This window comes from Actinacidiphila alni, from assembly GCF_900112845.1.
Classification (GTDB): Bacteria; Actinomycetota; Actinomycetes; order Streptomycetales; family Streptomycetaceae; genus Actinacidiphila; species Actinacidiphila alni.
Map to the genome: position 1 here is coordinate 145,505 of NZ_FONG01000018.1, position 22,991 is coordinate 168,495.

A 22,991-nucleotide genomic window follows, 5' to 3' on the forward strand; every position below is an offset into this window, starting at 1 on the left:
GTGGCTCACGGACCTGGCGTGACACATGATCGTCACGTCGGCAGGGCCCGTACGGCGGTTTCCTGTCACCCGCCCGGGGCAGGCTCCCCGTGTCGCCGGACAGCCCGAACCCGTCATCCGGGAGGCTGGCGCCCCTGCCGCTCGTCGAAGCGGCCGGGTGCGCGACTCCCCCGGGGAAAGGACGTCATGTCGGACAGCTCCTGGACCCGTGCTCATTCCGTGCCCGCGTCACCGTCCGTACCGAATTCGCCCACGACCCCACCGACCGTGCGGGACACCGCCCCGCCGGCCGGGCGCGACCTCGCGCCCGGGCTGCTGCGGTCACTGGAACCGCTGCTGCGCGCCTGGCTGCCCAAACAGCGCTGGTTCGCCGGCAAGGGCCTGCCCATCAGCGGTTTCCGGCTGGCCGCCGCCACCGAACTGGTGCCGCCCGGCGGCCGGCTCGGCCCGCTGGGGCTGCTGCACGTCCTGGTGGACGTCGAACAGCCCGGCCGGCCCGCCGACTGCTACCAACTGCTGCTCGGCGCGCATCCGCTGCTGCCGTCGGCCCTGGTGCGGACCGCGCTCGGCCCCGCGGTCGGCGGCCCCTACGACGGGCTGACGCTCTACGACGCGCCGCACGACCCGCGGCTGGCCGCGCTGCTGCTGGAACGGCTGCGGGTGCCCGGACGGGCCGGGCGGCTGCGCTTCGGCGTCGAGCCGGACGCGCAGTTCCCGCCGGGGCTCACGCCGCGGGTGTCCACCGCCGAGCAGTCCAACACCTCGGTGGTGTACGGGGACACGTACATCCTCAAGCTGTTCCGCCGGGTCTCCCCCGGCACCAACCCGGACCTGGAGCTGTCGCTGGCGCTGTCCCGGGCCGGCTCGCGGCGGATCGCCGAGCCCGTCGCCTGGTTCGAGGCGCTGCCCGCCGAGGGCGTGCCGGGACCGCAGGGCGCCCCGGCCGTGACGGAACCGACCACGCTCGGGCTGTTGCAGCGCTTCCTGCCGGGCTCCTCCGACGGCTGGGCGCTGGCCATCGCCTCGGTCGCCGAGGACGGCGACTTCACCGCGGAGGCCGACGCGCTCGGCCGCGCCACCGCCGAGGTGCACGGCGCGCTGGCCGCCGCCCTCCCGGTACGGACCCTGGACGGGCCGGCCCTGGAGCGGATCGCCTCGGCGATGACCCGGCGCCTCGACGAGACCGCCAAGGAGGTCCCGGCGGTGCGCCCGCACGCGGCGGCGCTGCGCTCGGCCTTCGACGACCTGGCCAGGCTCGGCGGCGCCGGCGAGCACGCGGTGACCGCCCAGCGGATCCACGGCGACCTGCACCTCGGCCAGGTGCTGCGCGGCCCGGACGGCGGATGGGTGCTGATCGACTTCGAGGGCGAACCCGCCCGCCCGCTGGCCGAACGGCGCCGCGCGGCGCCGCCGGTGCAGGACGTGGCCGGCATGCTGCGGTCCTTCGACTACGCCGCCCACCACAGCGGCAACGGCCCCTGGGCGGCCCGGCACCGGGACGCCTTCCTGACGGGATACGCGGCCGTCTCCGGTCTCGACCCGCGCGAACAGCCCGTCCTGATACGGGCTTTCGAGACGGACAAGGCGGTGTACGAGGCGCGGTACGAGGCCCGCCACCGGCCCGCCTGGCTCCCCATCCCGCTGTCCGCCCTGTCCCGCCTGGCCGCCGCCCCCACCGAGGAGAACCTTCCGTGACCCGCTCCCCCGACGATCGTTTCCTCCCCGAGGCCAAGGCGCGCGGCTACGATGGCTCTACGCCACGTCCGGCCGCATCCGGTACCGCATCGAAGGGTGCCCCGCAGAACTCCGAGGGTGCCCCTCAGCCGACGGCCGCGCCTGACGCCGGACGTGCCCCGCAGGGGCGCGGGGAACTGCGCGAGCAGCCCAACACCGAGGCGCGGCTCACAGACCGCCCCAGTGGGGCAGACGCTGTTGTTCCCGCGACCACCGGGCCCGTGGTGGCTGAGCGCGCAGTTCCTCCCCCAGCTACCGCTGGGGGTGCCCCCAGCGCCCCTTCAGGGCTCGGGTCGGACGACCGGTGGCGGCTCCTCGAAGGAGCCCATCACGACCCGCACGGAGTGCTGGGAGCGCACCCCGTGGACGGGGGCGGCGTCAGGGTCCGGGCGCTGCGCCCGTTCGCCCGGTCGGTGGCGGCCGTGACGGACGGCGGCACCCGCACCGAGCTGGCGGCAGAAGGCGACGGCTTCTTCTCGGGCGTGCTGCCCGCCAAGGGCACCGCGCTGCCCGCCGAGGGCTACCGGCTCGCCGTGACGTACGACGACGGCGAGCACGTCGTGGAGGACCCGTACCGCTTCCTGCCCTCCCTCGGGGAGCTGGACCTGCACCTGATCGGTGAGGGCCGGCACGAGGAGCTGTGGAAGGCGCTCGGCTCGCAGCCGATGACGCACGAGGGCGTGACCGGCACCCGCTTCGCGGTGTGGGCGCCGAACGCGCGCGGCGTGCGGGTCGCGGGCGACTTCAACTTCTGGGACGGCACCGGCTTCCCGATGCGCTCGCTGGGCGGCTCCGGCGTGTGGGAGCTGTTCGTGCCCGGCGTCGGCGCGGGGACGGCGTACAAGTACGAGATCACCCGGCCGGACGGCTCGCGCGGGATGAAGGCGGACCCGATGGCGCGGGCCACGGAGGTGCCGCCGGCCACCGCGTCGCTGGTGACGGAGTCGGCGCACGAGTGGCGGGACCAGGAGTGGATGGAGCGCCGGGCCGCGGTCCCGGTGCACCGCGCGCCGTTCTCGGTGTACGAGGTGCACCTGGCGTCCTGGCGCCCCGGCCTGACCTACCGCGAGCTGGCCGAGCAGCTGCCCGCGTACGTCAAGGAACTCGGCTTCACGCACGTGGAGTTGATGCCGGTCGCCGAGCACCCCTTCGGCGGTTCCTGGGGTTACCAGGTGACGTCGTACTACGCGCCGACCTCGCGGCTCGGCTCACCGGACGACTTCCGCTTCCTGGTGGACGCGCTGCACGCGGCCGGGATCGGCGTGATCATGGACTGGGTGCCGGCGCACTTCCCGAAGGACGAATGGGCGCTGGCGCGCTTCGACGGCACACCGCTGTACGAACCGTCCGACCCGCGGCGCGCGGAGCACCCGGACTGGGGCACGCTGGAGTTCGACTTCGGCCGCACCGAAGTGCGCAATTTCCTGGTCGCCAACGCCGTGTACTGGTGCGAGGAGTTCCACATCGACGGGCTGCGCGTCGACGCGGTCGCCTCGATGCTCTACCTCGACTACTCGCGCGAGGGCGGCGACTGGCTGCCCAACGCGTACGGCGGCCGGGAGAATCTGGACGCGGTGGCGTTCCTCCAGGAGATGAACGCGACCGTCTACCGGCGCTGTCCCGGGGCCGTGACCATCGCCGAGGAGTCCACCGCCTGGGACGGTGTGACCCGCCCGACGCATCTGGTCGGCCCGACCGGCTTCGGCGGTCTCGGCTTCGGCCTGAAGTGGAACATGGGCTGGATGCACGACTCGCTGGACTACGTCGCGCACGAGCCGGTGCACCGCAGGTACCACCACAACGAGATGACGTTCTCGATGGTGTACGCGTACTCCGAGAATTACGTGCTGCCGATCTCGCACGACGAAGTGGTGCACGGCAAGGGCTCGTTGGTGAGCAAGATGCCCGGCGACTGGTGGCAGCAGCGCGCCACCGTCCGCGCCTACCTGGGCTTCATGTGGGCGCACCCGGGCAAGCAACTGCTCTTCATGGGGCAGGAGTTCGCGCAGGGCGCGGAGTGGTCGCACGACACGGGGCCCGACTGGTGGCTGCTGGACCCGGATTACCCGGCGGCCGACGACCACCGCGGCGTCCGCGACCTGGTCCGCGACCTCAACGCGGTCTACGCGGCCACGCCCGCGCTGTGGCAACTGGACACCGACCCGGACGGTTTCGCCTGGATCGACGGCGGCGCGGCGGAGGACAACACCTTCTCCTTCCTGCGCTACGACACCGCGGGCGACCCGCTGTTGTGCGTCAGCAACTTCTCCCCCGTCGTGCGTGAGAACTACCGCCTCGGCTCCCCCGACGTGGTCTGGAAGCCGGTGCTCAACACCGACGCGCCGCGTTACGGCGGCAGCGGCGCCGCCGCGGCTGACCCGCTGAAGACCGACCCGACGCCCTGGAACGGCCGCGCCCACAGCGTCAGTCTGACGCTGCCCCCGCTGGCCACCCTCTGGCTCCGCCCGGCCTAGCGGACTGCGGAGGGGGGCGCCGGGGTCCGCCCGGCGCCCCCCTCCGTCCCCGCGGGACGGGCCGCCGTCAGAAGACGGATTCGGCCTCTTCCATCCGGTTCTCCGGGACGGTCTTGAGGTGGGTGACGGCGTCGGCCAGCGGGACCAGGCCGATCTCGGTGCCCTGGAGCGAGGTCATGTGGCCGAAGGCGCCCTTGTGGGCGGCCTCGACGGCGTGCCAGCCGAAGCGGGTGGCCAGGACCCGGTCGTACGCGGTGGGCACGCCGCCGCGCTGGACGTGGCCGAGGATGACCGGACGCGCCTCCTTGCCGAGGCGTTCCTCCAACTCCATGGCGAGCGTGGTGCCGATGCCGGTGAAGCGCTCGTGGCCGTACTTGTCGATCTCGCCGACGCCGTAGTCCATGCTGCCCTTGGCCGGGTGGGCGCCCTCGGCGACGCAGATGACGGCGAATTTCTTGCCGCGCGCGAAGCGTTCCTCGACCATCGCCACCAACTGCGCCGGCTCGAAGGGGCGTTCGGGCACGCAGATGCCGTGCGCGCCGCTGGCCATGCCCGCTTCCAGGGCGATCCAGCCGGCGTGCCGGCCCATCACCTCGACCACCATGACGCGCTGGTGCGACTCGGCGGTGGTCTTCAGTCGGTCGATGGCCTCGGTGGCGACGGTGACGGCGGTGTCGAAGCCGAAGGTGCGGTCGGTGCCGTTGATGTCGTTGTCGATGGTCTTGGGCACGCCGACGACCGGCATCCCGGCGTCGGAGAGCATCCGGGCGGCGGTCAGGGTGCCCTCGCCGCCGATCGGGATCAGCACGTCGATGCCGTACTGGGCGCACAGCTCGTCGGCGTTGTCGGCGGCCTCGCGCAGCCGGGCGCGTTCCAGCCGGGCCGAGCCGAGGATGGTGCCGCCGCGGGCCAGGATGCCGCTGACGGAGTTGAGGTCCAGGGGGCGGAAGCGGCCTTCCAGCAGGCCGACGAAGCCGTCCTCGAAGCCGATGATCTCGTCGCCGTGGCCGGCCATCGCGCGGTGCACGACGGACCGGATGACGGCGTTGAGTCCGGGGCAGTCGCCGCCGGCGGTGAGGACTCCGATGCGCATGGTGCTGTGTCTCCAGTAAGTCGTCGGTGGGGCGTCGGCTGCGGGTGCACGGGCGGGACAGCGGACGGTGCGAAGGCGGACGGTGGCGGGGCGGACTGTGGCAGGGCGGACAGTGGCAGGGCGGGCGGTGCTCGGTCACCAGTGGATCACGGGGCGCTCCGGGCCGGTCACCGGACCCGGCCGGCCGCGGTCCCCGTGGGTCACGGGTTCCTGGGGACCAGCGTGCACTCGGTGATCCGGCCCGCCACATAGTCGTCCACATTGCGGACAGTCGCCGAGACGATCTCGTCGATCGCGTCGACCGTGAAGTACGCCTGGTGCGAGGTGACCAGGACGTGCGTGAAGGTCAGCAGCCGGGCGAGGGTGTCGTCCGTCATCACCTCCAGCGACTTGTCGTAGAAGAAGACCCCGGCCTCCTCCTCGTACACGTCGAGACCCACCCCGCCGAGCCGCCCGGCGCGGAGCGTCTCGACCAGGGCGGCGGAGTCGATCAGGCCGCCGCGGCTGGAGTTGATCAGGATCGCGTCGTCCTTCATCAGGCCGAGCCGCCGCTCGCCGACCAGGTGGTGGGTGGACGGCATCAGCGGCACGTGCAGGCTGATCAGGTCCGACTCCCGGAAGAGCCGGTCGAGTTCGACGTACTCCATGCCCAGTTCTGTGCAGGCGGGGTTGACGGCGATGTCCCAGCCGAGGATCCGCATCCCGTAGCCGCGGGCGATGGCGGTGAAGGCGGTGCCGATCCTGCCGGTGCCGACCACGCCGACGGTGCGGCCGTGGAAGTCACGCCCGAGCAGTCCGTCGAGCCGGAAGTCGAAGTCGCGGGTGCGGCTCGCGGCGCGCACGATCCGCCGGTTGAGCGCCATCGCCAGCGCCCAGGCGAACTCGGCGACGGAATACGGGGAGTAGCTGGCGACGCGGGCCACGGTCATGCCGAGCCGCTCGGCGTGGTCGAGGTCGATGTTGTTGTAGCCGGTCGAGCGCTGGGCGATCAGTTTGGTGCCGCCGCGCACCAGGCCCTCCAGCACCGGGGCGTCCAGCACCGCGTTCACGCTGGTGGAGACCGCTTCGTAGCCGGCCGCGAGCGGCAGGGTGTCCATGGTCAGAAAGGTCTCCAGGCACCGCACCTGATGCCGCGGCCCGAACGCCGCCTCCAGCAGGGGACGCTCGTCGCGCTGCACTCCGGTCGCCAGAACTTCCATCGCGGGGCCTCCTCGGTAACCTTCCCTCACCCTACGTGCACGTCCGGTCCCGCGCGGCGCGAGGCGTGCCCGCCGCGGCGGCCGGGCGCGGGAAGACCGGGTCGGGGCCCCGGGGAGCGGGCGGCGGGCGGGGGCGTTAGCGTCGGGGGTGCGTACGGCCGTACGCGCGAGGGCGCCCGGCAGCACACCCGGCGGGAACGGACGGAGCAGGCGTGACGCGCAGCGTCTATGTCACGGGGATCGGCCGCGGCGACGGCCGCCAGGTGGTCGAGCTGGGGGTGATGGAACTGCTCACCCGGCAGGTCGACCGCGTCGGCATCTACCGTCCGCTGGTGCACGACACCCCGGACCGCATCTTCGAGCTGCTGCGCAGCCGCTACCGCCTCGCCCAGGACCCGGCGAGCGTCTTCGGCATGGGGTACGAGGAGGCCGCCGCCCTCCAGGCCGAGCAGGGCCAGGAGGCGCTGACCGCCCGGCTGGTGGACGGCTATCTGCGGGTGGCCGCCGACTACGAGACGGTGCTGATCCTCGGCTCGGACTTCGCGGGCACCAATCTCCCTGCGGAGCTGGGCATCAACGCGCGGCTGGCCAACGAGTGCGGTGCCTCGGTGCTGCCGGTGATCGGCGGCCGGGAGCAGACCGCGGAGTCGGTGGTCGCCGAGGTCCGCAACGCGTACCACGCGTACACCAATCTGGGCTGCGACGTGATCGCGATGATCGCCAACCGGGTGGACCCGGCGGAGGTCGCCGAGGCGGCGGAGCGGCTCGGCCGGACCCCGGACGTCCCGGTGTACGTGCTGCCGGACGAGCCCGCGCTGTCCGCGCCGACGGTCGCGCAGATCGTGGACGCGCTGGGCGCGCGGGTGCTGCTCGGCGACGACGCGGGCCTGGCCAGGGACGCGCTGGACTTCGTCTTCGGCGGCGCGATGCTGCCGACCTTCCTGCCCGCGCTGACCCCCGGCTGCGTCGTGGTGACCCCGGGCGACCGGGCCGATCTGGTGATCGGGTCGCTGGCCGCGCACTCGGCGGGCGCGCCGCCGATCGCCGGGGTGCTGCTGACGCTGGACGAGAGGCCGCCGCAGCACATCCTGGAGCTGGCGAACCGGCTGGCGCCCGGCACGCCCGTACTGGCGGTCGCGGCCGGTTCCTTCCCGACCGCGGCCGGGCTGTTCGCGCTGGACGGCAAGCTGGGCGCCGGCACCCCGCGCAAGGCCGAGACGGCGCTCGGCGTCTTCGAGACCCATGTGGACACCGCCGAGCTGACCGAGCGGCTGTCGGTCGCCAGGTCCGCCCGGGTGACGCCGATGATGTTCGAGCACGCGCTGATCGAGCGGGCCCGCGCGGTACGGCGGCGGATCGTGCTGCCGGAGGGCGGCGAGGAGCGCATCCTGCGCGCCGCAGAGGTGCTGCTGCGCCGCGGGGTGTGCGACCTGACACTGCTCGGCGAGGAGGACGCGCTCCGCAAGAAGGCCGCCGATCTGGGCATCTCGCTGGACCAGCCGGGCGTGGACGTGATCGACCCGCAGACCTCGCCGCTGCGCGAGCGCTTCGCCACGCTGTACGCGAAGCTGCGCGCCCACAAGGGCGTCAGTTACGAGCTGGCCTTCGACGTGGTCGCCGACGTCTCCTACTTCGGCACCCTGATGGTCCAGGAGGGCCTGGCCGACGGCATGGTGTCGGGCGCGGTGCACTCCACGGCGGCCACCATCCGGCCGGCGTTCGAGATCATCAAGACCCGCCCCGACGCGGAGATCGTCTCCTCGGTGTTCTTCATGTGCCTGTCGGACAAGGTGCTCGTCTACGGCGACTGCGCGGTCAATCCGGACCCGGACGCCGAGCAGCTCGCGGACATCGCGATCCAGGCGGCGGGCACCGCGTCCCGCTTCGACGTACTGCCGCGGATCGCGATGCTCTCGTACTCCACCGGCACCTCCGGCTCCGGCGCGGACGTCGACAAGGTGCGGGCGGCCACCGAACTGGTCCGGCAGCGGCGGCCCGACCTGCTGGTGGAGGGGCCGATCCAGTACGACGCGGCCGTGGCGCCGTCGGTGGCGGCGACCAAGATGCCGGGCTCGGCGGTGGCCGGCCAGGCGACGGTGCTGGTCTTCCCGGACCTGAACACCGGCAACAACACGTACAAGGCGGTGCAGCGCTCGGCGGGCGCGATCGCGGTGGGTCCGGTGCTCCAGGGCTTGCGCAAGCCGGTCAACGACCTGTCGCGCGGCGCGCTGGTGCAGGACATCGTCAACACGGTCGCGATCACCGCGATCCAGGCGCAGGGGGAGGACGCGTGAACGCCGCGAACGGGACGAAGGCCGGTGCGCCGACCCGGGTGCTGGTGATCAACTCCGGTTCCTCGTCGGTGAAGTACCAGCTGCTGGACATGACCGACCACGCGCGGCTCGCGACCGGTCTGGTGGAGCGGATCGGCGAGCGGGGCGGGGCCGCGGACCACGCGGCGGCGCTGCGCCAGGTGGCCGACGAGCTGGACGGCCAGGGCCTCGGCCTGGACTCGCCGCGACTGGCCGCGATCGGCCACCGGGTGGTGCACGGCGGTACGCGCTTCACCGCGCCGACGCTGATCACCGACGAGGTGGTGACGGCGATCGAGGAGCTGGTGCCGTTGGCGCCTCTGCACAATCCGGCCAACATCACCGGGATCAAGGTGACCCGTGAGCTGCGCCCGGAGCTGCCGCAGGTCGCGGTCTTCGACACCGCCTTCCACGCCACCATCCCGGAGGCGGCGGCGCGGTACGCGATCGACCTGGCGACGGCCGACCGGTACGGCATCCGCCGCTACGGCTTCCACGGCACCTCGCACGCCTTCGTCTCGCGGGCCACCGCCGCGCTGCTCGGCAGGGAGCCGGCCGACACCAATGTGATCGTGCTGCACCTGGGCAACGGCGCGTCGGCGTCCGCGGTGCGCGGCGGGGTCTGCGTGGACACCTCGATGGGCCTGACGCCGCTGGAGGGCCTGGTCATGGGCACCAGGTCCGGCGACGTGGACCCGGCGGTGGTTTTCCACCTGGAGCGGGTCGGCGGGCTCGGCACCGACGAGATCGACACGCTGCTGAACAAGCGCAGCGGTCTGCTGGGCCTGTGCGGCGACAACGACATGCGGGAGATCGGCCGCCGGATGGCGGAGGGCGACAAGGCGGCCCAGCTCGCCTTCGACGTCTACGTGCACCGGCTGCGGCGCTACATCGGCGCGTTCAGCGCGGTGCTCGGGCGGGTGGACGCGATCACCTTCACGGCGGGCGTCGGCGAGAATTCGGCCGCCGTTCGCGAAGCGGCTTTGTTGGGTCTCGACAATCTGGGTGTCACTATGGACCCTGTACGCAACGCGGTTCGCGGCACCGGCGCCCGGCTGGTCTCGGCGTCGTCGTCGCGGGTGGCCGTGGCGGTGGTGCCCACTGACGAGGAGCTGGAGATCGCCCGCGATACTTATGCACTGGCGACCGAATAAGCATGGCTGACCGTCCCACAGCCACCCCGCCCCCTGGAATATTCCGGAGCGGAACAAACCGATAGGATAGCGCCCATGCGCCGAGCCAAGATCGTCTGCACCCTGGGTCCCGCCGTCGACTCCTACGACCAGCTCAAGTCGTTGGTCGAGGCGGGCATGAACGTGGCCCGTTTCAACTTCAGTCATGGCAGCCACGCCGAGCACGAGGAGCGCTACCAGCGCGTCCGCAAGATCGCCGCCGAGACCGGCAGGGCGGTCGGGGTGCTCGCCGACCTCCAGGGTCCGAAGATCCGCCTCGCCAAGTTCGCCGACGGACCGGTCGAGCTGATCGCGGGCGACGAGTTCACCATCACCGCCGAGGACGTGCCCGGCGACAAGACCATCTGCGGCACCACGTACAAGGGCCTGCCCGGCGACGTGTCCGCGGGCGACCCGATCCTGATCAACGACGGCAATGTGGCGCTGCGCGTCATCGAGGTCGAGGGACCGCGGGTGCGCACCCTCGTCGTCGAGGGCGGCGTGATCTCCGACCACAAGGGCATCAATCTGCCGGGCGCCGCGGTGAACGTTCCCGCGCTGTCCGAGAAGGACATCGACGACCTGCGCTTCGCGCTGCGGATCGGCGTCGACATGGTCGCGCTGTCCTTCGTGCGGGACGCCAAGGACGTGCGCGACGTGCACCGCGTCATGGACGAGGAGGGGCGCCGCGTCCCGGTCATCGCCAAGGTGGAGAAGCCCCAGGCGGTGGAGAACATGGAGGGCGTCGTCGCGGCCTTCGACGCGGTGATGGTGGCCCGCGGCGACCTCGCCGTGGAGTACCCGCTGGAGCAGGTGCCGGTCGTGCAGAAGCGGCTGGTCGAGATGTGCCGGCGCAACGCCAAGCCGGTGATCGTGGCGACCCAGATGATGGAGTCGATGATCACCAACTCCCGGCCGACCCGCGCCGAGGCGTCCGACGTCGCCAACGCGATCCTGGACGGCGCCGACGCGGTGATGCTGTCCGCGGAGTCCTCGGTCGGCAAGTATCCGATCGAGACGGTCAAGACGATGTCGCGCATCGTCGAGGCGGCCGAGGAGGAGCTGCTCTGCCGCGGCCTGGCGCCGCTGGCCCCGGGCAAGAAGCCGCGCACCCAGGGCGGCGCCGTGGCCCGCGCCGCCGCCGAGCTGGCCGACTTCCTGGACGCCAAGACCCTGGTGGCCTTCACCAAGTCCGGCGACACCGCCCGCCGCCTGGCCCGTTACCGCGTGCCCGAGCCGGTGCTGGCCTTCACCACCGACCCGGCCACCCGCAATCAGCTCGCCCTCACCTGGGGTGTCGAGTGCTTCGTGGTGGAACACGTCGACACCACCGACGAGATGGTCGAGCTCGTCGACCGCGAGATGCTCAAGCTCTCCGAGTACACCGACGGCGACACCGTCATCATCACCGCCGGCTCCCCGCCCGGAGTCCCCGGCACCACCAACCTGGTCCGCATCCACCACCTGGGCAACTGACCCGCCCCGGGCCCGTACGTCAACGCCGCGCGGCCCGCGCCCCCTTCGAGGGGCGCGGGCCGCGCGGCGTGGGGGCTCTGATCAGCTTGAAAGCCTGCGAACGTCGAGGGTCTCGTCCCACTCGGGAAACCACTCCGCAGCGACCTCTTCGGTGAGGACGCCCCGCAGCCACGGCACAAATTCCAGATCGGACTCGTACCAGTCACCGTTCCCGCGCCGGAAGGCAGAAACCGTCCAGCGGCCTTGGCCTCGGTCGACGAGGAAGAGCTGATCGCCCTCGACCGTGTTCCCCCAGAGCAACATGCCGCCCTCGCTCGGCAGCACGGGCGCGGGCATATACGGCTGCCCCTCCATTCGGCTTCCCATGGAACCGGCGTAGGACTCCAGGTAGCGAGCTCCCCAGACGTACAGATATTCGTCGATGGCCAGGTCGCCGTACGCCTTCACGAATGAGAGGAAGTCAGCGGGGAAGTTCACCCCCCACTGGCGTTGCAGCGCCTCGACCGGCTCAGCGTCCGCACCGGGAGGTGCGCCGAGGAGCGGGATCAGATCATCGATATCGGACATGGTGCTTTCCGTTCGTCGGACTCATTCATGATCGCCGGGCAGGAGCAGGACGGGCATGCGGTGGCTCGTCAGCAGACGGTGCCGCCGGTCGGCTTGTTGTAGACGACACAGGTCTCGTCTATCGTCCCGAAAGCGACGAACACGACCGTCGTGGGTATCGGGTCACCAGGAATTCCGTACACCGGCGTGACCTGAACGAACTCGTGACCACCGTTCTTGATCGCTTGGAGTACAGGGCTCTCCGCATAGTCGAACATGCTCTGGTTCGCCTGCTGGTACAGCGCGACGAAATTGCGAGTGTCCTTGTTGGAGCCGCCGAACGCGTACCCGATCAGGTGGCCACGTGCCTTGTTGTCCTCCGGCAGATCACCGAAGCCGGGAAGCTGGAACCGCAGTCGTGGTCGCTCGGCTCCCGTGTAGTCGGACTGGCTGAGGTCCCCGAAGGCACCGGAAGCAACACAGAACGCGCCCTGTCGATGCCGTGGCATATAGGTGATGTTCCCCTTGGCATTCCGGCTGGCGCCGGTGTTGCAGTAATCCGGCTGCTTGTCCTCGGCCTCGTCCTCCGCCGTTGTCGTGCTGGTATCGGTGGCAGCAACTGCGCTGGAGGCAGCATGGCTGATCGCCGAGGTCGTGTCCTCGTTGGGAGTGGTGCCGAGCACAGGCGCCGGGTTGGAGCCACCAAGGTTCTGCTGCCCCGGCCGGGTCGGTACGCCATTGGCCCCGCAATCCTGAGTCGCGTAGGAGAACGGGCTGAAAAGCTCACCCAGGCCTGCGTACACTTCCTCGGCCGCGCTGCTCGTCAACCAGTCGAAGGTCACTTTCCCGGCGATCGGCACAGTGGTCGCCACTGCGGACCAGGCGCCGGCCAAGCCCCAGTTGAAGCCGCCACCGGACGACGCCGAAGATGTGGAGGACGGGACGTGTCCGCCGGAGAAGGCCGAGTAACCCGAGTAGGACGACGAGTTGTGCGTCTGCGGCAAGCCGTCGGGCGAATACGTACTGTGTGTGGCGAACGGTGCATTCATCGCCGCGTTGAACTCGGCTTCGAATTGTGCCGACTGCTGGGCGATCCGCTCGTTGAACGCCCTGTTCTCCGCGTCACGGCGCCTCTGCGCTGCGGCGTTGTCCCGCTTCATCTGGGCGACGCTCGCGAAGAAGTTCTTGGTGAATGCCTCAAGTGACGCCTTCGCTGCCGCGGCCGCCCGTGCCGCCTGGGCCTCCCACTCCCTCTCCTGTGCTTTGAGGTCATCGCTGGTGCACGCGTCATGGCCACTGGTGTCGCCGGCGTCCAGCGGGTCGTCGTCGGCGTAGGCGTACGGGTTGGCAGCAACGGCCGGCGTCGGGCTGTTGGAGACGGTGTCGGCGCTGGTGAAGTTGCCGTTGACCGGGTTGTACCAGCGAGCGGCAGCGTTGACATTGCCGGTGCCGGGGTCCGTCCAGCCGCCCTGATAACCGAGGCTGGTTCGATCGCCGGAGGCTGCCGTCGCCCGTCCGAAGGGGTCGTACGCCACGGAGCCGGTGAGCGTGGATCCGGTACCGGTGAACGAGCCGGTGATATCCCCGTGGCTGTTTCTCAGCGCGAACCGAGCGTCGCCTCCGTCGGCGTCCGCCATCGAGATGAGTCCGCCATCCGCGTCCCGCCCGAACTTGTCGGTGCCGTCACTGACGGCATTGTTGGACGCGTCGCCATAGGTGAAGGTGGCGTTCTGGCCACCGGAATGCACGGTGGCAAGCCGTCCGAGGCCGTCGTATGTGTACGTGGACCCGTCGCTTGTGGCCGTCTCCTCGTCGTAGGCGTCCGAGGAGACTGTGATGGTGGAACCGTCGGTCGTCGTGCTGGCCATGGATCCGCGCGGCGTGTACGAATAACTGCTGCTCGTGGACCCATTCGTCACGGAGATCAGCTGATCACGTGCGTTGTAGGTGGCGCTGACCGTGCCCGCGCTGGTGCGGTTGCCATCTGCGTCGTAGCCGTATCCGGTGGAGGCGCCGCCACTGGTCGACGATGTCAGGCGCCCCGCGAAGTCGTAATCGTAAGTGCTCGAGCCCGCTCCGACACCGCCGACAACGTCCTTGGACGTGATCTGCCCGTTGGTGTTGTACCCATAGGTCGTGGACGATTCCGTGGCATTCTGCGGATTGGTCAGCACATCGGTCTTGAGCCGATGCTCGCTGTCGTAGCCGTAGCTGCGCGTGGGTCCCCCGGTGCCGTAGGTGATCTTCTTGGGCTGGTGGACGCTGTTGTATTCGATGCCGATGGTGGTGCCGGTCAGCGGATCGGTTTCGCTGTTGAGTTGCTGATCGTCGTCGTAGCTGAAGGACGAGGTTCCTGTCGCGTCGGTCCTCGAAGTGATCTGACCGTTCTCGTCATAGGAGTAGCTCGCGCTGCCCGACGGCCCGGTCATACTCACCACCAGGCCCCGGTCGTCGTATCCGAAGCCGTCGGACCCGTCGGGAGTCGAGACCGATGTGGGGCGGCCTGCGGCGTCGTAGGTGTAGCTGCGGGTGACTGTGGCGCTCTCCGCGCCCGACCCCGACTGCGTCTTGAGCAGGCCGTTCACGTCATAGGTGTTGTTCAGAACCACGCCACCGGGGCGAGTGATGGTCGTCGGTCGTCCGTCCGCGTCGTACGCGTAGGTGGTGGTGCGGTCCGCCGCCGCGGTCTGTCCGGTGACACTCGGATCCGCGGTGCTCTCCAGCAACCCGAGCGAGTTGTAGGTGCTGATGGTGCTGTTGCCATTGGGATCCTTGTACCGGGTTTCCAGGCCGGCCGCGTCATATCCGAATCCGGTGGTGATCGAGGTGGTCGCCGTCGCCGGTTGTGTCTGGCTGACGGTGCGGTTGAGTGCGTCGAAGCTGGCAGTGCTGGTGTGCTGTCGGGCGTCTGTCGCTGATACGACATTGCCGTCCGCGTCGTAACCGTTGGACGTTGAGCTGGTCGCGACACCGTTCACGTCCAGTTGCGTCGTGCTGAGCAGCCGCTCGGCCAGGTCGTAGGCGAAAACGGTCGCGCTGCCGTCGGCGGCGATCGACTTCACCACCTGACCGGCCGCGTCGTAGGTGTACTTGGTGGTGTTGCCGAGCGGGTCCTTGACGGTGATCGGCTCTCCGAGGGTGTTGTAGCCGGTGGTCGTGGTGTGCTGGCTCGGGTCCGTGACCGTGGTGCGGTTACCGAGGGCGTCATAGCCGTAAGTGGAGGTGTAGACGGCGGGTTGCGGAACGCGCTCCACCTGAGTGGCCGTGATCTGCTGGCCGAGCGGATTGTAGGTGGCCTGAGTCTGCGCACCGGCGGGGTCGGTGGTGTTGAGTACCTCGCCGTCGGTGTCGTAACCGACATGTGTGACGTAACCGCCCGGCAGGGTTTCCTGCACTTGATTGCCGAGTTGGTCGTAGACGTAATGTGCTGTGTGTCCGAGCGGATCCTCTGCGGTCAGCGGGCGCCCCATCCCGTCGTAGGTGTAATACGTGGTCGGAGTGATCGCGGTGGATGCGCCTGGCGGGGTATAGGCCGGCTGCGATGCCGCCAGAAGCCGCCCGTCCGGGTCAAAAGTGCTGGTGGAGATCATGCCGTCGGCGTCGTCCGACTCTGTCTGCTCGCCGAAGGTGTCGTAGCCGGCCATGGTCACCGGAACGATCTGCTGCGGGTCGGAGCCGTTGGTCTCGGCGGCCACTTCTGGATAGGAGGTGGTGACGAGTTGTCCCGCTTCGTCGTACGTGTACCGCGTGGTGTGGTCGGCGGCCGTCGCCCCAGCCGCGTTGCCTCGTGGGTCAGTGGTCGAAGTCGGCAAACCACGCTCGTCGTATGTCGTTGTGGTGACCAGAGGCGCCGAGCCGGCAGTACCACCGTTGGTATGCAGAGAGCCCACCTCGGCGGCAGACAACACTCGTTTGTAGACCTGGACCTTGCTGATCGAACCGTTGAAACGGTTGGCGGCCGCTCCGTTGGCGTAACCGCGCCCGATGGCCAACGGTCCGGCGGAGGCGATCGGTGTGGTGTCGCTCGCGGTGCCCTGAGCCACACCGTTGACATAGAGAGTCAGCTTGCCGGTCGGCGCATCGTAAGTGCCGACGAGATGTGTCCAAGTGTTGAGTGCCGGCGCGGCGGTGGAGTTGGCGCCGACAGTGGCAGGTGCGGACGCATCCGTTGTGGCCCGGTCGAAGGCCCAGCGGCCCGCTGTGGGGTTGTAATCGAGTGAGAAGCCTGCTGCCGTATTGCCCTGCTGGGACACCACGGTCTGCCAGCTACCAGCAGGTGTCGCAGCGATCTTCGCCCACGCGGAAACCGAGAAGCTCTTGCTGGTATCAGCCACCGGTCCCACAGTGGCGATTTCACCTCCACCGCCGAAAACAGCCGCGCCGCCGTTGTCCGACGACCAACTCGTCGCCGAGTTGAGCTTGCCCGGGTTGCCAGCGCCGGAGAGGTCCGCAGCACCTGCGCTTTCGCCGTCATCGAGCTTCCACCAGCCGGCAGCACCGAGTGCGACGGGTGACTGCTCGGGAGTATGGCCCGAAACGTAGAGTTCGCTCACTTCGTTGTTCGACAAATCCCGGGAGTACAGCTGAACGTCCCTGATTCTTCCGGGGAAGAAGTTGACCGCTGCACCCGCGGCCTTGGCCCGACCGATGGCTACTCCTGAGGTACTTGCCATCGGAGTGGGGTCAATGACCAGCGTGTCGGAGCATGTCTGGCAGACGCCGCTGACCTGGACTCCATTGACCCAGAAGCTCATCCAGCCCAGGGCTGCGTCGTACTCGGCGACCAAATGGGTCCACACGCCGGCCGTGGCAGGTGCGGTGGCAGTAGCGTTGTAGGTGGCGGACGGACTCGCCGTGTCACTGCTGGGCCGGACGAAGCCCCAGGTCTTCGTGGTGTGGTTGTACTGGATCTGGAATGCGCTGTTCTGATTGCCCTGCTGGCTGACCACCGTGAAGTCCTTGGTGGTACTTGTACTGTCCAAGTAAGCCCATGCCGAGACGCTGAAGTCCTTAGTGGTGTCGACGACTGGTGTCCCGCTGGTGAGAACCGCACCTGAAGCACCGTCGAAATGGGCATAGTTACCGCCCGGCGCGGACCAGCTCACTCCCGCGCTGGGTGTGCCGGTGAAGCCGTTGCCGGAAGAGTCGGACGCGGTGACCGCGCCTTCGTTGAGCGGCCAGTAGCCGGCGGGGCCGCTCGCATCCGTACGGACCGACTGGGAAGTCGTGTTGCCGAGAGCGTCGTACGCGAAGCCGATCTGTCGGGTATCACCACCGCTGCCGGTGAGGAGCTGCGACAACACGTTGTTGTCCGGATCGAAGGTATTGACGGTCGTCCGGTTGGCGCCCGACGGGTCAACAACTGTGCGAGTGGTCCGGCCCGCCTGGTCGACCGTGTACTGAGTGGGGCGGGCGCAGGAGCCGTCCTCCCAGACATCGCACTCCCAGATCACATTCCCCGCTGCGTCGTAGTCGTACGCTTTGTCGGTCTGCGCACTGGTCGTTCCCGACGCAACCGTCTCGGACTGGAGCAGATCGTCATCGAAGTAGTTGTACTTCGTCGTACGGCCCATGGAATCCGTGACCGAGGCGAGTCGTCCCGCCGGGTCGTAGGAGCGGGATTCCGTCACCAGGTCGGTGGCTGTCGACGGCGTCGTCGGATCGCCGATCCAGTGCTTCAGCGTGGTCGTGGTCAACTGCCCGATCGGTGAATAGCCGTATGCGTACGTGACTCCGTCCGGATCGCTCTCAGTGCTCTTCCGGCCGAATTCGTCGTATGTGTACGAGGTGGTCAGGCCCGCCGGATCCGTGACCGACTCCACCCGATCGCTGTCGTCGTACGCAGTGATGGTGGTACGAGTCGCGTCGCCACCCGTGCTGTCCGAGACCGCTTCACTGACAGGCCTGCCGTCCACGTCGTAACCGAATTCCGTCCGCGGAGTGTGGCTCTTCCCGGTGACAGCGTCGGTGGTGGCCGGACCGGTCTTGGTCACGATGCGATTCAGGTAATCGTACGCGTAGGTGGTAGAGACACCTCCATGGATCTGTCCGATGGAATCGAACGAAACAGGAAAGCTGTCGGAACCGACTGTCTGGGTCGAAAGACGGCCCAGCGTGTCGTACACGGAGTATGTGGTCTCACCCGACGGGCCGATCAGCTCCGAGACTTCACCCGCGCCGTAACCGTCGGCATAGTGATAACGGGTCACAAGCCCGCGCGGGTCCGTGACCGTAGCTACCATGCCGAAGGTTTCATCGTGCTTGGAACCACCGCCGTCGGTGTACGTTTCCTTCCCCGTGTAATAGGTGTACCGCGTCGTACGGCCCGCTGGGTAGTCGGCAGTCGGCGGCGTGGTCACCGAGGCCAGAGCACCGAAGGCTGTGTACGTGTACGCGGTGCGATAGGCCGGATTCGCAGTGCCGGTGGCACCGGAGCGCGCGTCGGCCGCAAAGAGTACTTTTCCGTTCAGCGGGTCCAATGGATCGGCGGCGTTTGTATGGTAAGAGAAGTAAGAGGTCTGGCAGGAATTCGCCTGACGACAGGTCGTGGTCTGGAGTACGTTGCCGAACTTATCGTGCTGACGACTTGTCGTGTGTCCGTCGGGATCGGTGCTGACATCCTGGAATCCCATCGAGTCGTAGCCGAACGTCGTCCGGTGACCCATCACATCGGTAACGGCGATGGTTCGGTTGCCGTTGGTCGGGTCGTAGGTGAAACTCTCGGTCGCCTGATTCGGATCGGTGACCGACTCGACCGTGGTGGGCGTGCGCACGGTGGCCGAACCTTTGGCCCTGTACAGGCCGAGGGCCGCCTCAACTCCGGTCTGGTCGATGTCAGTCCGGTAAATGCCCACCTGACCGATCTCACCGTCGAAGTAGCCCTGGACGTTCGACGGAGGCTTGGGCCAGGAACCCGCGATGTACCCCGCGCCGACCGTGACTGTGGTCTGGCCAAGTGTTTCGGCCTGGCCCGCGATGGAAAGGCCCGTTCGTGTCGCCTGCTTCTGGCCATCGAGCCACAGCGTCTGCGTGGTTCCCGAAGCGGTCAGGACCACGAGATGCCAATTGCCGTCGTTGACCGTCGCCTTGGACGCCATCGGAGCGACGTGACCGTCCCACAATTGACCGTGCAGCAGACCATCTGCGCCGATGTAAAGAGCCGGGGTGTATTTGCCGGTGAGTACGGTACCGATCTGACCGTTCTGATACGACAGAAGCACACCGCCCGCCTGCTTGGTGTTGAACCACAGGGCGACCGAGGCACTTCCGGTTGTGTCGTCCAGCGCTGCGGAGGGCAGCGAAAGATATGAGGAAGTGCCGTTGAATCCGGCGGCAGTGTCACCTCCCGGCCCGAAGATGCCGGGCTCGCCGAGCATGACGTCGTTGTAAATGCCGTCGGTCGAGCCGTCGTTGGGCTGATCGATGCCGTACTGGTCGATGGACGTCAGGCCGGAAGGCTCGGTCATCGGGTAGTCGTATGACGGGCGGGTGCCGCGAACGACTCCGTAGTAGCCCACGTCGCTGCCCGTGGTGACCGGTGCGGCGAGCTGGTACGTGCCCCCGTCCTGATCTGTGACCGATGTGGCTCGGTCCGCGACCGCGTCGTAGCCGACTGCGAAAGCGGTCTTGCCCGAGGGAAGGGTGGAACCCGTGAGCTCCGTGGCCGCGAGGACAGCGGACGTGTACTCCTGCTGCACAGCGGGCAACCCGAGCGGGTGCTGGAGAAAGAAGGTGTCCTCGATCTGCCCGCTGAAGTACCCCAGCGGATTGGCGGTGGGCAGCGCCGGCCACGTACCACCGAGTTGACCGGCACCGATCGTCGTATAGGGCTGGCTGCCCAGCACCGTGATGGTGCTACCGCTGCGAGTCGCCACTTGTCGACCATCGAGGAAGAGAGTCTGGGACGTACGTGCCCCGGACAACACGACGAAGTGCCATTTGCCGTCGTTCACAGCGTTCGGTGACGCCATGGGCGTCACCTGGCCGTCCCAGAACTCAGCGTGGACCTTGCCGTCACTGCCGATATAGATCGACGGCGTGTAGTGGGTGGTGATGGTGGTGCCCGGTTTGCCGCTCTGCTGGGAGAAGAGGGTTCCACCGGCCTGGGTGGTGTTGAACCACAGACCCACGGCGAGATTGCTGCTGCTGGCAAGCAGGTTGTCCGGAAGGGCCAAGTATGAGCTCGTGCCGTTGAAATGGGCCGAGGTGGCAGAGGTGCCGGCAAGTGCGCCCGACTGCCCGAAGGTGAGGTTCGTCGGTGTGGCGTTGGTCAGCCCCTCGTTGATCACCACGTTGTCGGCTGCGGCAGTGGCCCCGGCTGCGTCGTTCAAGCGCCAGTAGTCAGTCGGATTGGAATCCTGAATCATCGAGGAGAAGTGCGAACCCGACTGCGCTCCCGACGTGTAACTGTAGTTCGTGCACGCGGTGGACGAGGTGGTTTCCGAATCCGGCGGGCACACTGCCTTCAGATGGCCGGTGCCGTCATAGGTATATGTCCACGGGGCAATCCTCGAAGGTGTGGACGGCGAGAACGCTTCAACGGTCTTGACGTGCGGTACGTTCTTCTGTACGCCGCCGACAGTCACTTCCTGGACGCCCCAGGAGAGTTCCAGGTAACCCGCCTCGGGGCTTCCATTGGTCACCCCGTCATTGAAACCGTTGTCCTGATCGACGGCGTAGCCGATGGTGATCGGCTCCCACGCCTGGACAGTGCTGCCGTCGGGAAGAGTGAGGTCGATGTCACTCCAGTAGAAGCCCATTCCATGTCCGTTGCGGTCACCGAACTGGGTGATGCCGAAATACGACTGCCCAGTCACCGGGTCGGTGGCCTGCCGCGTGAACACGTAACGCATACCGGACTTGTCGATAAGCGTGTAGCCCGAATCCCCATAGCCCGGAATCGGGTTCGAAAGGATTGCCGAGTCACCCGGGGGAGGACTGAAGGTGCCGTCTCCGTTGGCACCGAAACGCTCCTGCCGGCCATCGGCAAGGGTGATCAGAACGTTTCCTGTTCCATCGGAGTCCGGCGTCGCACGCATGTCGAGCAGTGAGGACCACCCGGCGCCGAAAGCCTTGAACACGCCGGGGTCGAGGCTGTTGTACGTGCGCACGATCTGAGACTGGGCGCCGTCTGCAGGACCCGGCAGTGAAGCGTCGGTGGCCTGGGTCGAGTAGTCGCCCATCTGGGGGTCAACGCCCTTGACCGTACTGTCGTAAGGCGACACACCGAGGTGTGCGGTCACGAGCGGCTGAGGAGCGGCCGGCACATTGAAGTAGTCGGGCGCCGACCAGAGGGAGGCAGCCTGCCCATCGGTGACCTGGGCAGTCCAGTAGAACGTCTTGCCGTACGCGATTTTCCCAGCCGGAACGGTCCAACTGGGGGTGGCCAGAGCGCCGGAGCTGGCCAGTGCCGTTGTCGAACCGTTGGCATACAGGTTGAAGGAATAGCTGAGAGCAGTCCCAGGGTAGTTGTCCGCATCGTGCGCAGTGATGCTGAGCGTCGGCGCCAGGCTGTACACCGCGCCGTTGTTGCCGGGACTAAAGCTGTCAACAGTGGGGGGGGTTGTTGACAACGGGAAGGTTGTAACAGGTCTGGGCGACGCCGTATGTGGAAAAGAGCGTCCCGTTATAGGACATGTCCCAGCAAATCTGGTACGTCTTGCCGACCGCAAGAGCTGGGATGGCCGCGGTAACCGTAACCGGATGATTGGGCGCCACCGTTGAAGGCATGACCGCCGGCGTAGCGGCAGGGCTGGTGAGCAAAGTACGCGTGGTACCGGAAATCGTGTACAGCTGGTACGAGAGCTTGTATCCGTTCGTGGGCGTCCAAGTGGCGGTACCCTCGTTCTGGACGGTAACTTGCCCCCAACCGGGCTTGTTGTTCCACGGCGATGCGTAGCTGACCTCCGAGTACGTGGCTCCGGCACCGTTCGGGGTGAACTCCACGGCAATGTACGGATCGTTGGCGTAGAACTCCTTGGCGCCCTGCGCCGTGTTCGGCGCAGTCAGAACGAGGCCGTAATTTGGCGCCCAGCCATGGGCCCAGTTCATCGCCGTCTTACTACCCAGATTGATGCCTTCCCACTGGCGGCCGTTCGCACAGTCCGTGCCGGCGGCGAAACTGGCGGTGCCGATCTGAGTCGCCGCTGCCGGCCCCGGGAAACTATTGATCTTCGAGGCGTCCCAAGCGGATTTCACGGTAGCCACGTTGACCGGCTGGACGGAACAGTCGGTCAGCCCCTCCTGCAACCCTGAGAACTCCGTGTCGAGCCACAACGTCGCGTTGACGACGTAGTCGTTGGCGAACTGAGTGCCGAAACCACCGAACTGCAGGAAGCTGTTGTAGTTGTGACCCTGGTACTGACCGACGTACAACTGCCCGTTGCCGTCGAAGTTCTGGGTGACTCCGGACTCCACGTAGGTGGCCGCAGAACTGTTGCCCTGCCCTGTCGGGTTGGATGCGGGCACCGTCCGATACGAGGCGTCAGCGACGTACGTGCCCGGATGACTCCCCGCCACCACCCCTGCCGACGATGCCCGGTTGATCCTTCGCCACACTCCGCCGACCTGATGGTTGACCTGATGGGTGTACATCCTGGCCGTGTACGTACCATCGGCGTTCTTGAAGACGATGGAGTCCGGTGAGTCGAGCGACGGCACCTCCACGCTGGTCCGTGAGTCGAAGCCTCGAGTGTGACCGGGTACGGCCGTGGGAGCCGGCGCCTTGTGCACACGGCTTCCCGAGTCGGTAGGACGGTTCTGCCGGATGTGCGGACTGTACGGTTCGACGCTGCCTTTGGCACGCCCCGCGGCGGAAGCGCCGAGTCGGGAGGCGGCCCGACTTCCGTCGGCAGCGGCCGAAACCTGATGCTCGTGTCCGGCGGCCGTTCCCACCTGTTGCCGCGGCGTAACCGGAATTTTGGCACTCGTATGCACAGACGCTTCAGCGACTTGCGTGCCCTGCGCCGCCATGAGCGCGATGACGA

Annotated in this window: 10 protein-coding genes; 5 read left to right on the top strand and 5 right to left on the bottom strand. The window is 68.1% G+C overall.

Features of this window, described 5'->3' with window-relative positions; genetic code table 11:
* Nucleotides 1-186 precede the first annotated feature (186 nt).
* Both BM076_RS37690 and glgB read left to right on the top strand, forming a co-directional pair.
* Nucleotides 187-1,695 (top strand): maltokinase N-terminal cap-like domain-containing protein, encoded by a 1,509-nt coding sequence (locus tag BM076_RS37690; protein ID WP_245796379.1) that lies wholly within the window; start codon nt 187-189, stop codon nt 1,693-1,695.
* 401 nt (nt 1,696-2,096) lie between these two features.
* On the top strand, nt 2,097-4,208 hold the full coding sequence (gene glgB / locus BM076_RS26325; protein ID WP_322936249.1) for a 1,4-alpha-glucan branching enzyme: 2,112 nt from the start codon (nt 2,097-2,099) through the stop codon (nt 4,206-4,208).
* Nucleotides 4,209-4,275: 67 nt separating this feature from the next.
* Here the strand turns inward: glgB and BM076_RS26330 are convergent, their stop codons facing one another.
* Both BM076_RS26330 and BM076_RS26335 read right to left on the bottom strand, forming a co-directional pair.
* Nucleotides 4,276-5,301 carry an ATP-dependent 6-phosphofructokinase gene (locus BM076_RS26330; protein WP_093716177.1) on the bottom strand — a complete coding sequence of 342 codons (1,026 nt, stop codon included), beginning with the start codon at nt 5,299-5,301 and terminating at the stop codon, nt 4,276-4,278.
* A gap of 200 nt (nt 5,302-5,501) precedes the next feature.
* On the bottom strand, nt 5,502-6,500 hold the full coding sequence (locus tag BM076_RS26335; protein ID WP_093716178.1) for a 2-hydroxyacid dehydrogenase: 999 nt from the start codon (nt 6,498-6,500) through the stop codon (nt 5,502-5,504).
* Nucleotides 6,501-6,712: 212 nt separating this feature from the next.
* Here BM076_RS26335 and pta point away from each other — a divergent pair, with 212 nt between their 5' ends.
* The 3 genes from pta (at nt 6,713) to pyk (ending at nt 11,460) form a co-directional block, all read left to right on the top strand.
* Entirely contained in the window at nt 6,713-8,794 is a 2,082-nt protein-coding gene (pta, locus tag BM076_RS26340) for a phosphate acetyltransferase (protein ID WP_093716179.1), read from the top strand.
* Complete coding sequence (locus BM076_RS26345; protein ID WP_093716180.1) at nt 8,791-9,966, top strand: acetate/propionate family kinase; 1,176 nt, start codon at nt 8,791-8,793, stop codon at nt 9,964-9,966. Before pta ends, BM076_RS26345 begins: the two co-directional genes overlap by 4 nt.
* 75 nt (nt 9,967-10,041) lie before the next feature.
* Nucleotides 10,042-11,460 carry a pyruvate kinase gene (gene pyk, locus BM076_RS26350; RefSeq protein WP_093716181.1) on the top strand — a complete coding sequence of 473 codons (1,419 nt, stop codon included), beginning with the start codon at nt 10,042-10,044 and terminating at the stop codon, nt 11,458-11,460.
* Between the two features lie 81 nt (nt 11,461-11,541).
* Here pyk and BM076_RS26355 read toward each other — a convergent pair whose 3' ends face one another.
* The 3 genes from BM076_RS26355 to BM076_RS26365 all read right to left on the bottom strand — a co-directional run bounded on the left by BM076_RS26355 (nt 11,542) and on the right by BM076_RS26365 (nt 22,665).
* Nucleotides 11,542-12,027 (bottom strand): hypothetical protein, encoded by a 486-nt coding sequence (locus BM076_RS26355; protein ID WP_093716182.1) that lies wholly within the window; start codon nt 12,025-12,027, stop codon nt 11,542-11,544.
* A 68-nt stretch (nt 12,028-12,095) separates the two neighbouring features.
* A complete protein-coding gene (locus tag BM076_RS26360) occupies nt 12,096-21,524 on the bottom strand; it encodes a LamG-like jellyroll fold domain-containing protein (RefSeq protein ID WP_143120648.1) in 9,429 nt (3,142 codons plus the stop codon).
* 28 nt (nt 21,525-21,552) lie between these two features.
* Nucleotides 21,553-22,665: a DNRLRE domain-containing protein gene (locus BM076_RS26365; RefSeq protein WP_177246618.1), complete on the bottom strand. Its 1,113-nt coding sequence runs from the start codon at nt 22,663-22,665 to the stop codon at nt 21,553-21,555.
* Between the last annotated feature and the right edge of the window lie 326 nt (nt 22,666-22,991).

Bases quoted from the DNA above. Each gene is read 5' to 3' on its own strand.
- BM076_RS37690 (WP_245796379.1), top strand. From the start codon at position 187: ATGTCGGACAGCTCCTGGACCCGTGCTCATTCCGTGCCCGCGTCACCG.
- BM076_RS26330 (WP_093716177.1), bottom strand. From the start codon at position 5,301: ATGCGCATCGGAGTCCTCACCGCCGGCGGCGACTGCCCCGGACTCAAC.
- BM076_RS26335 (WP_093716178.1), bottom strand. From the start codon at position 6,500: ATGGAAGTTCTGGCGACCGGAGTGCAGCGCGACGAGCGTCCCCTGCTG.
- pyk (WP_093716181.1), top strand. From the start codon at position 10,042: ATGCGCCGAGCCAAGATCGTCTGCACCCTGGGTCCCGCCGTCGACTCC.
- BM076_RS26355 (WP_093716182.1), bottom strand. From the start codon at position 12,027: ATGTCCGATATCGATGATCTGATCCCGCTCCTCGGCGCACCTCCCGGT.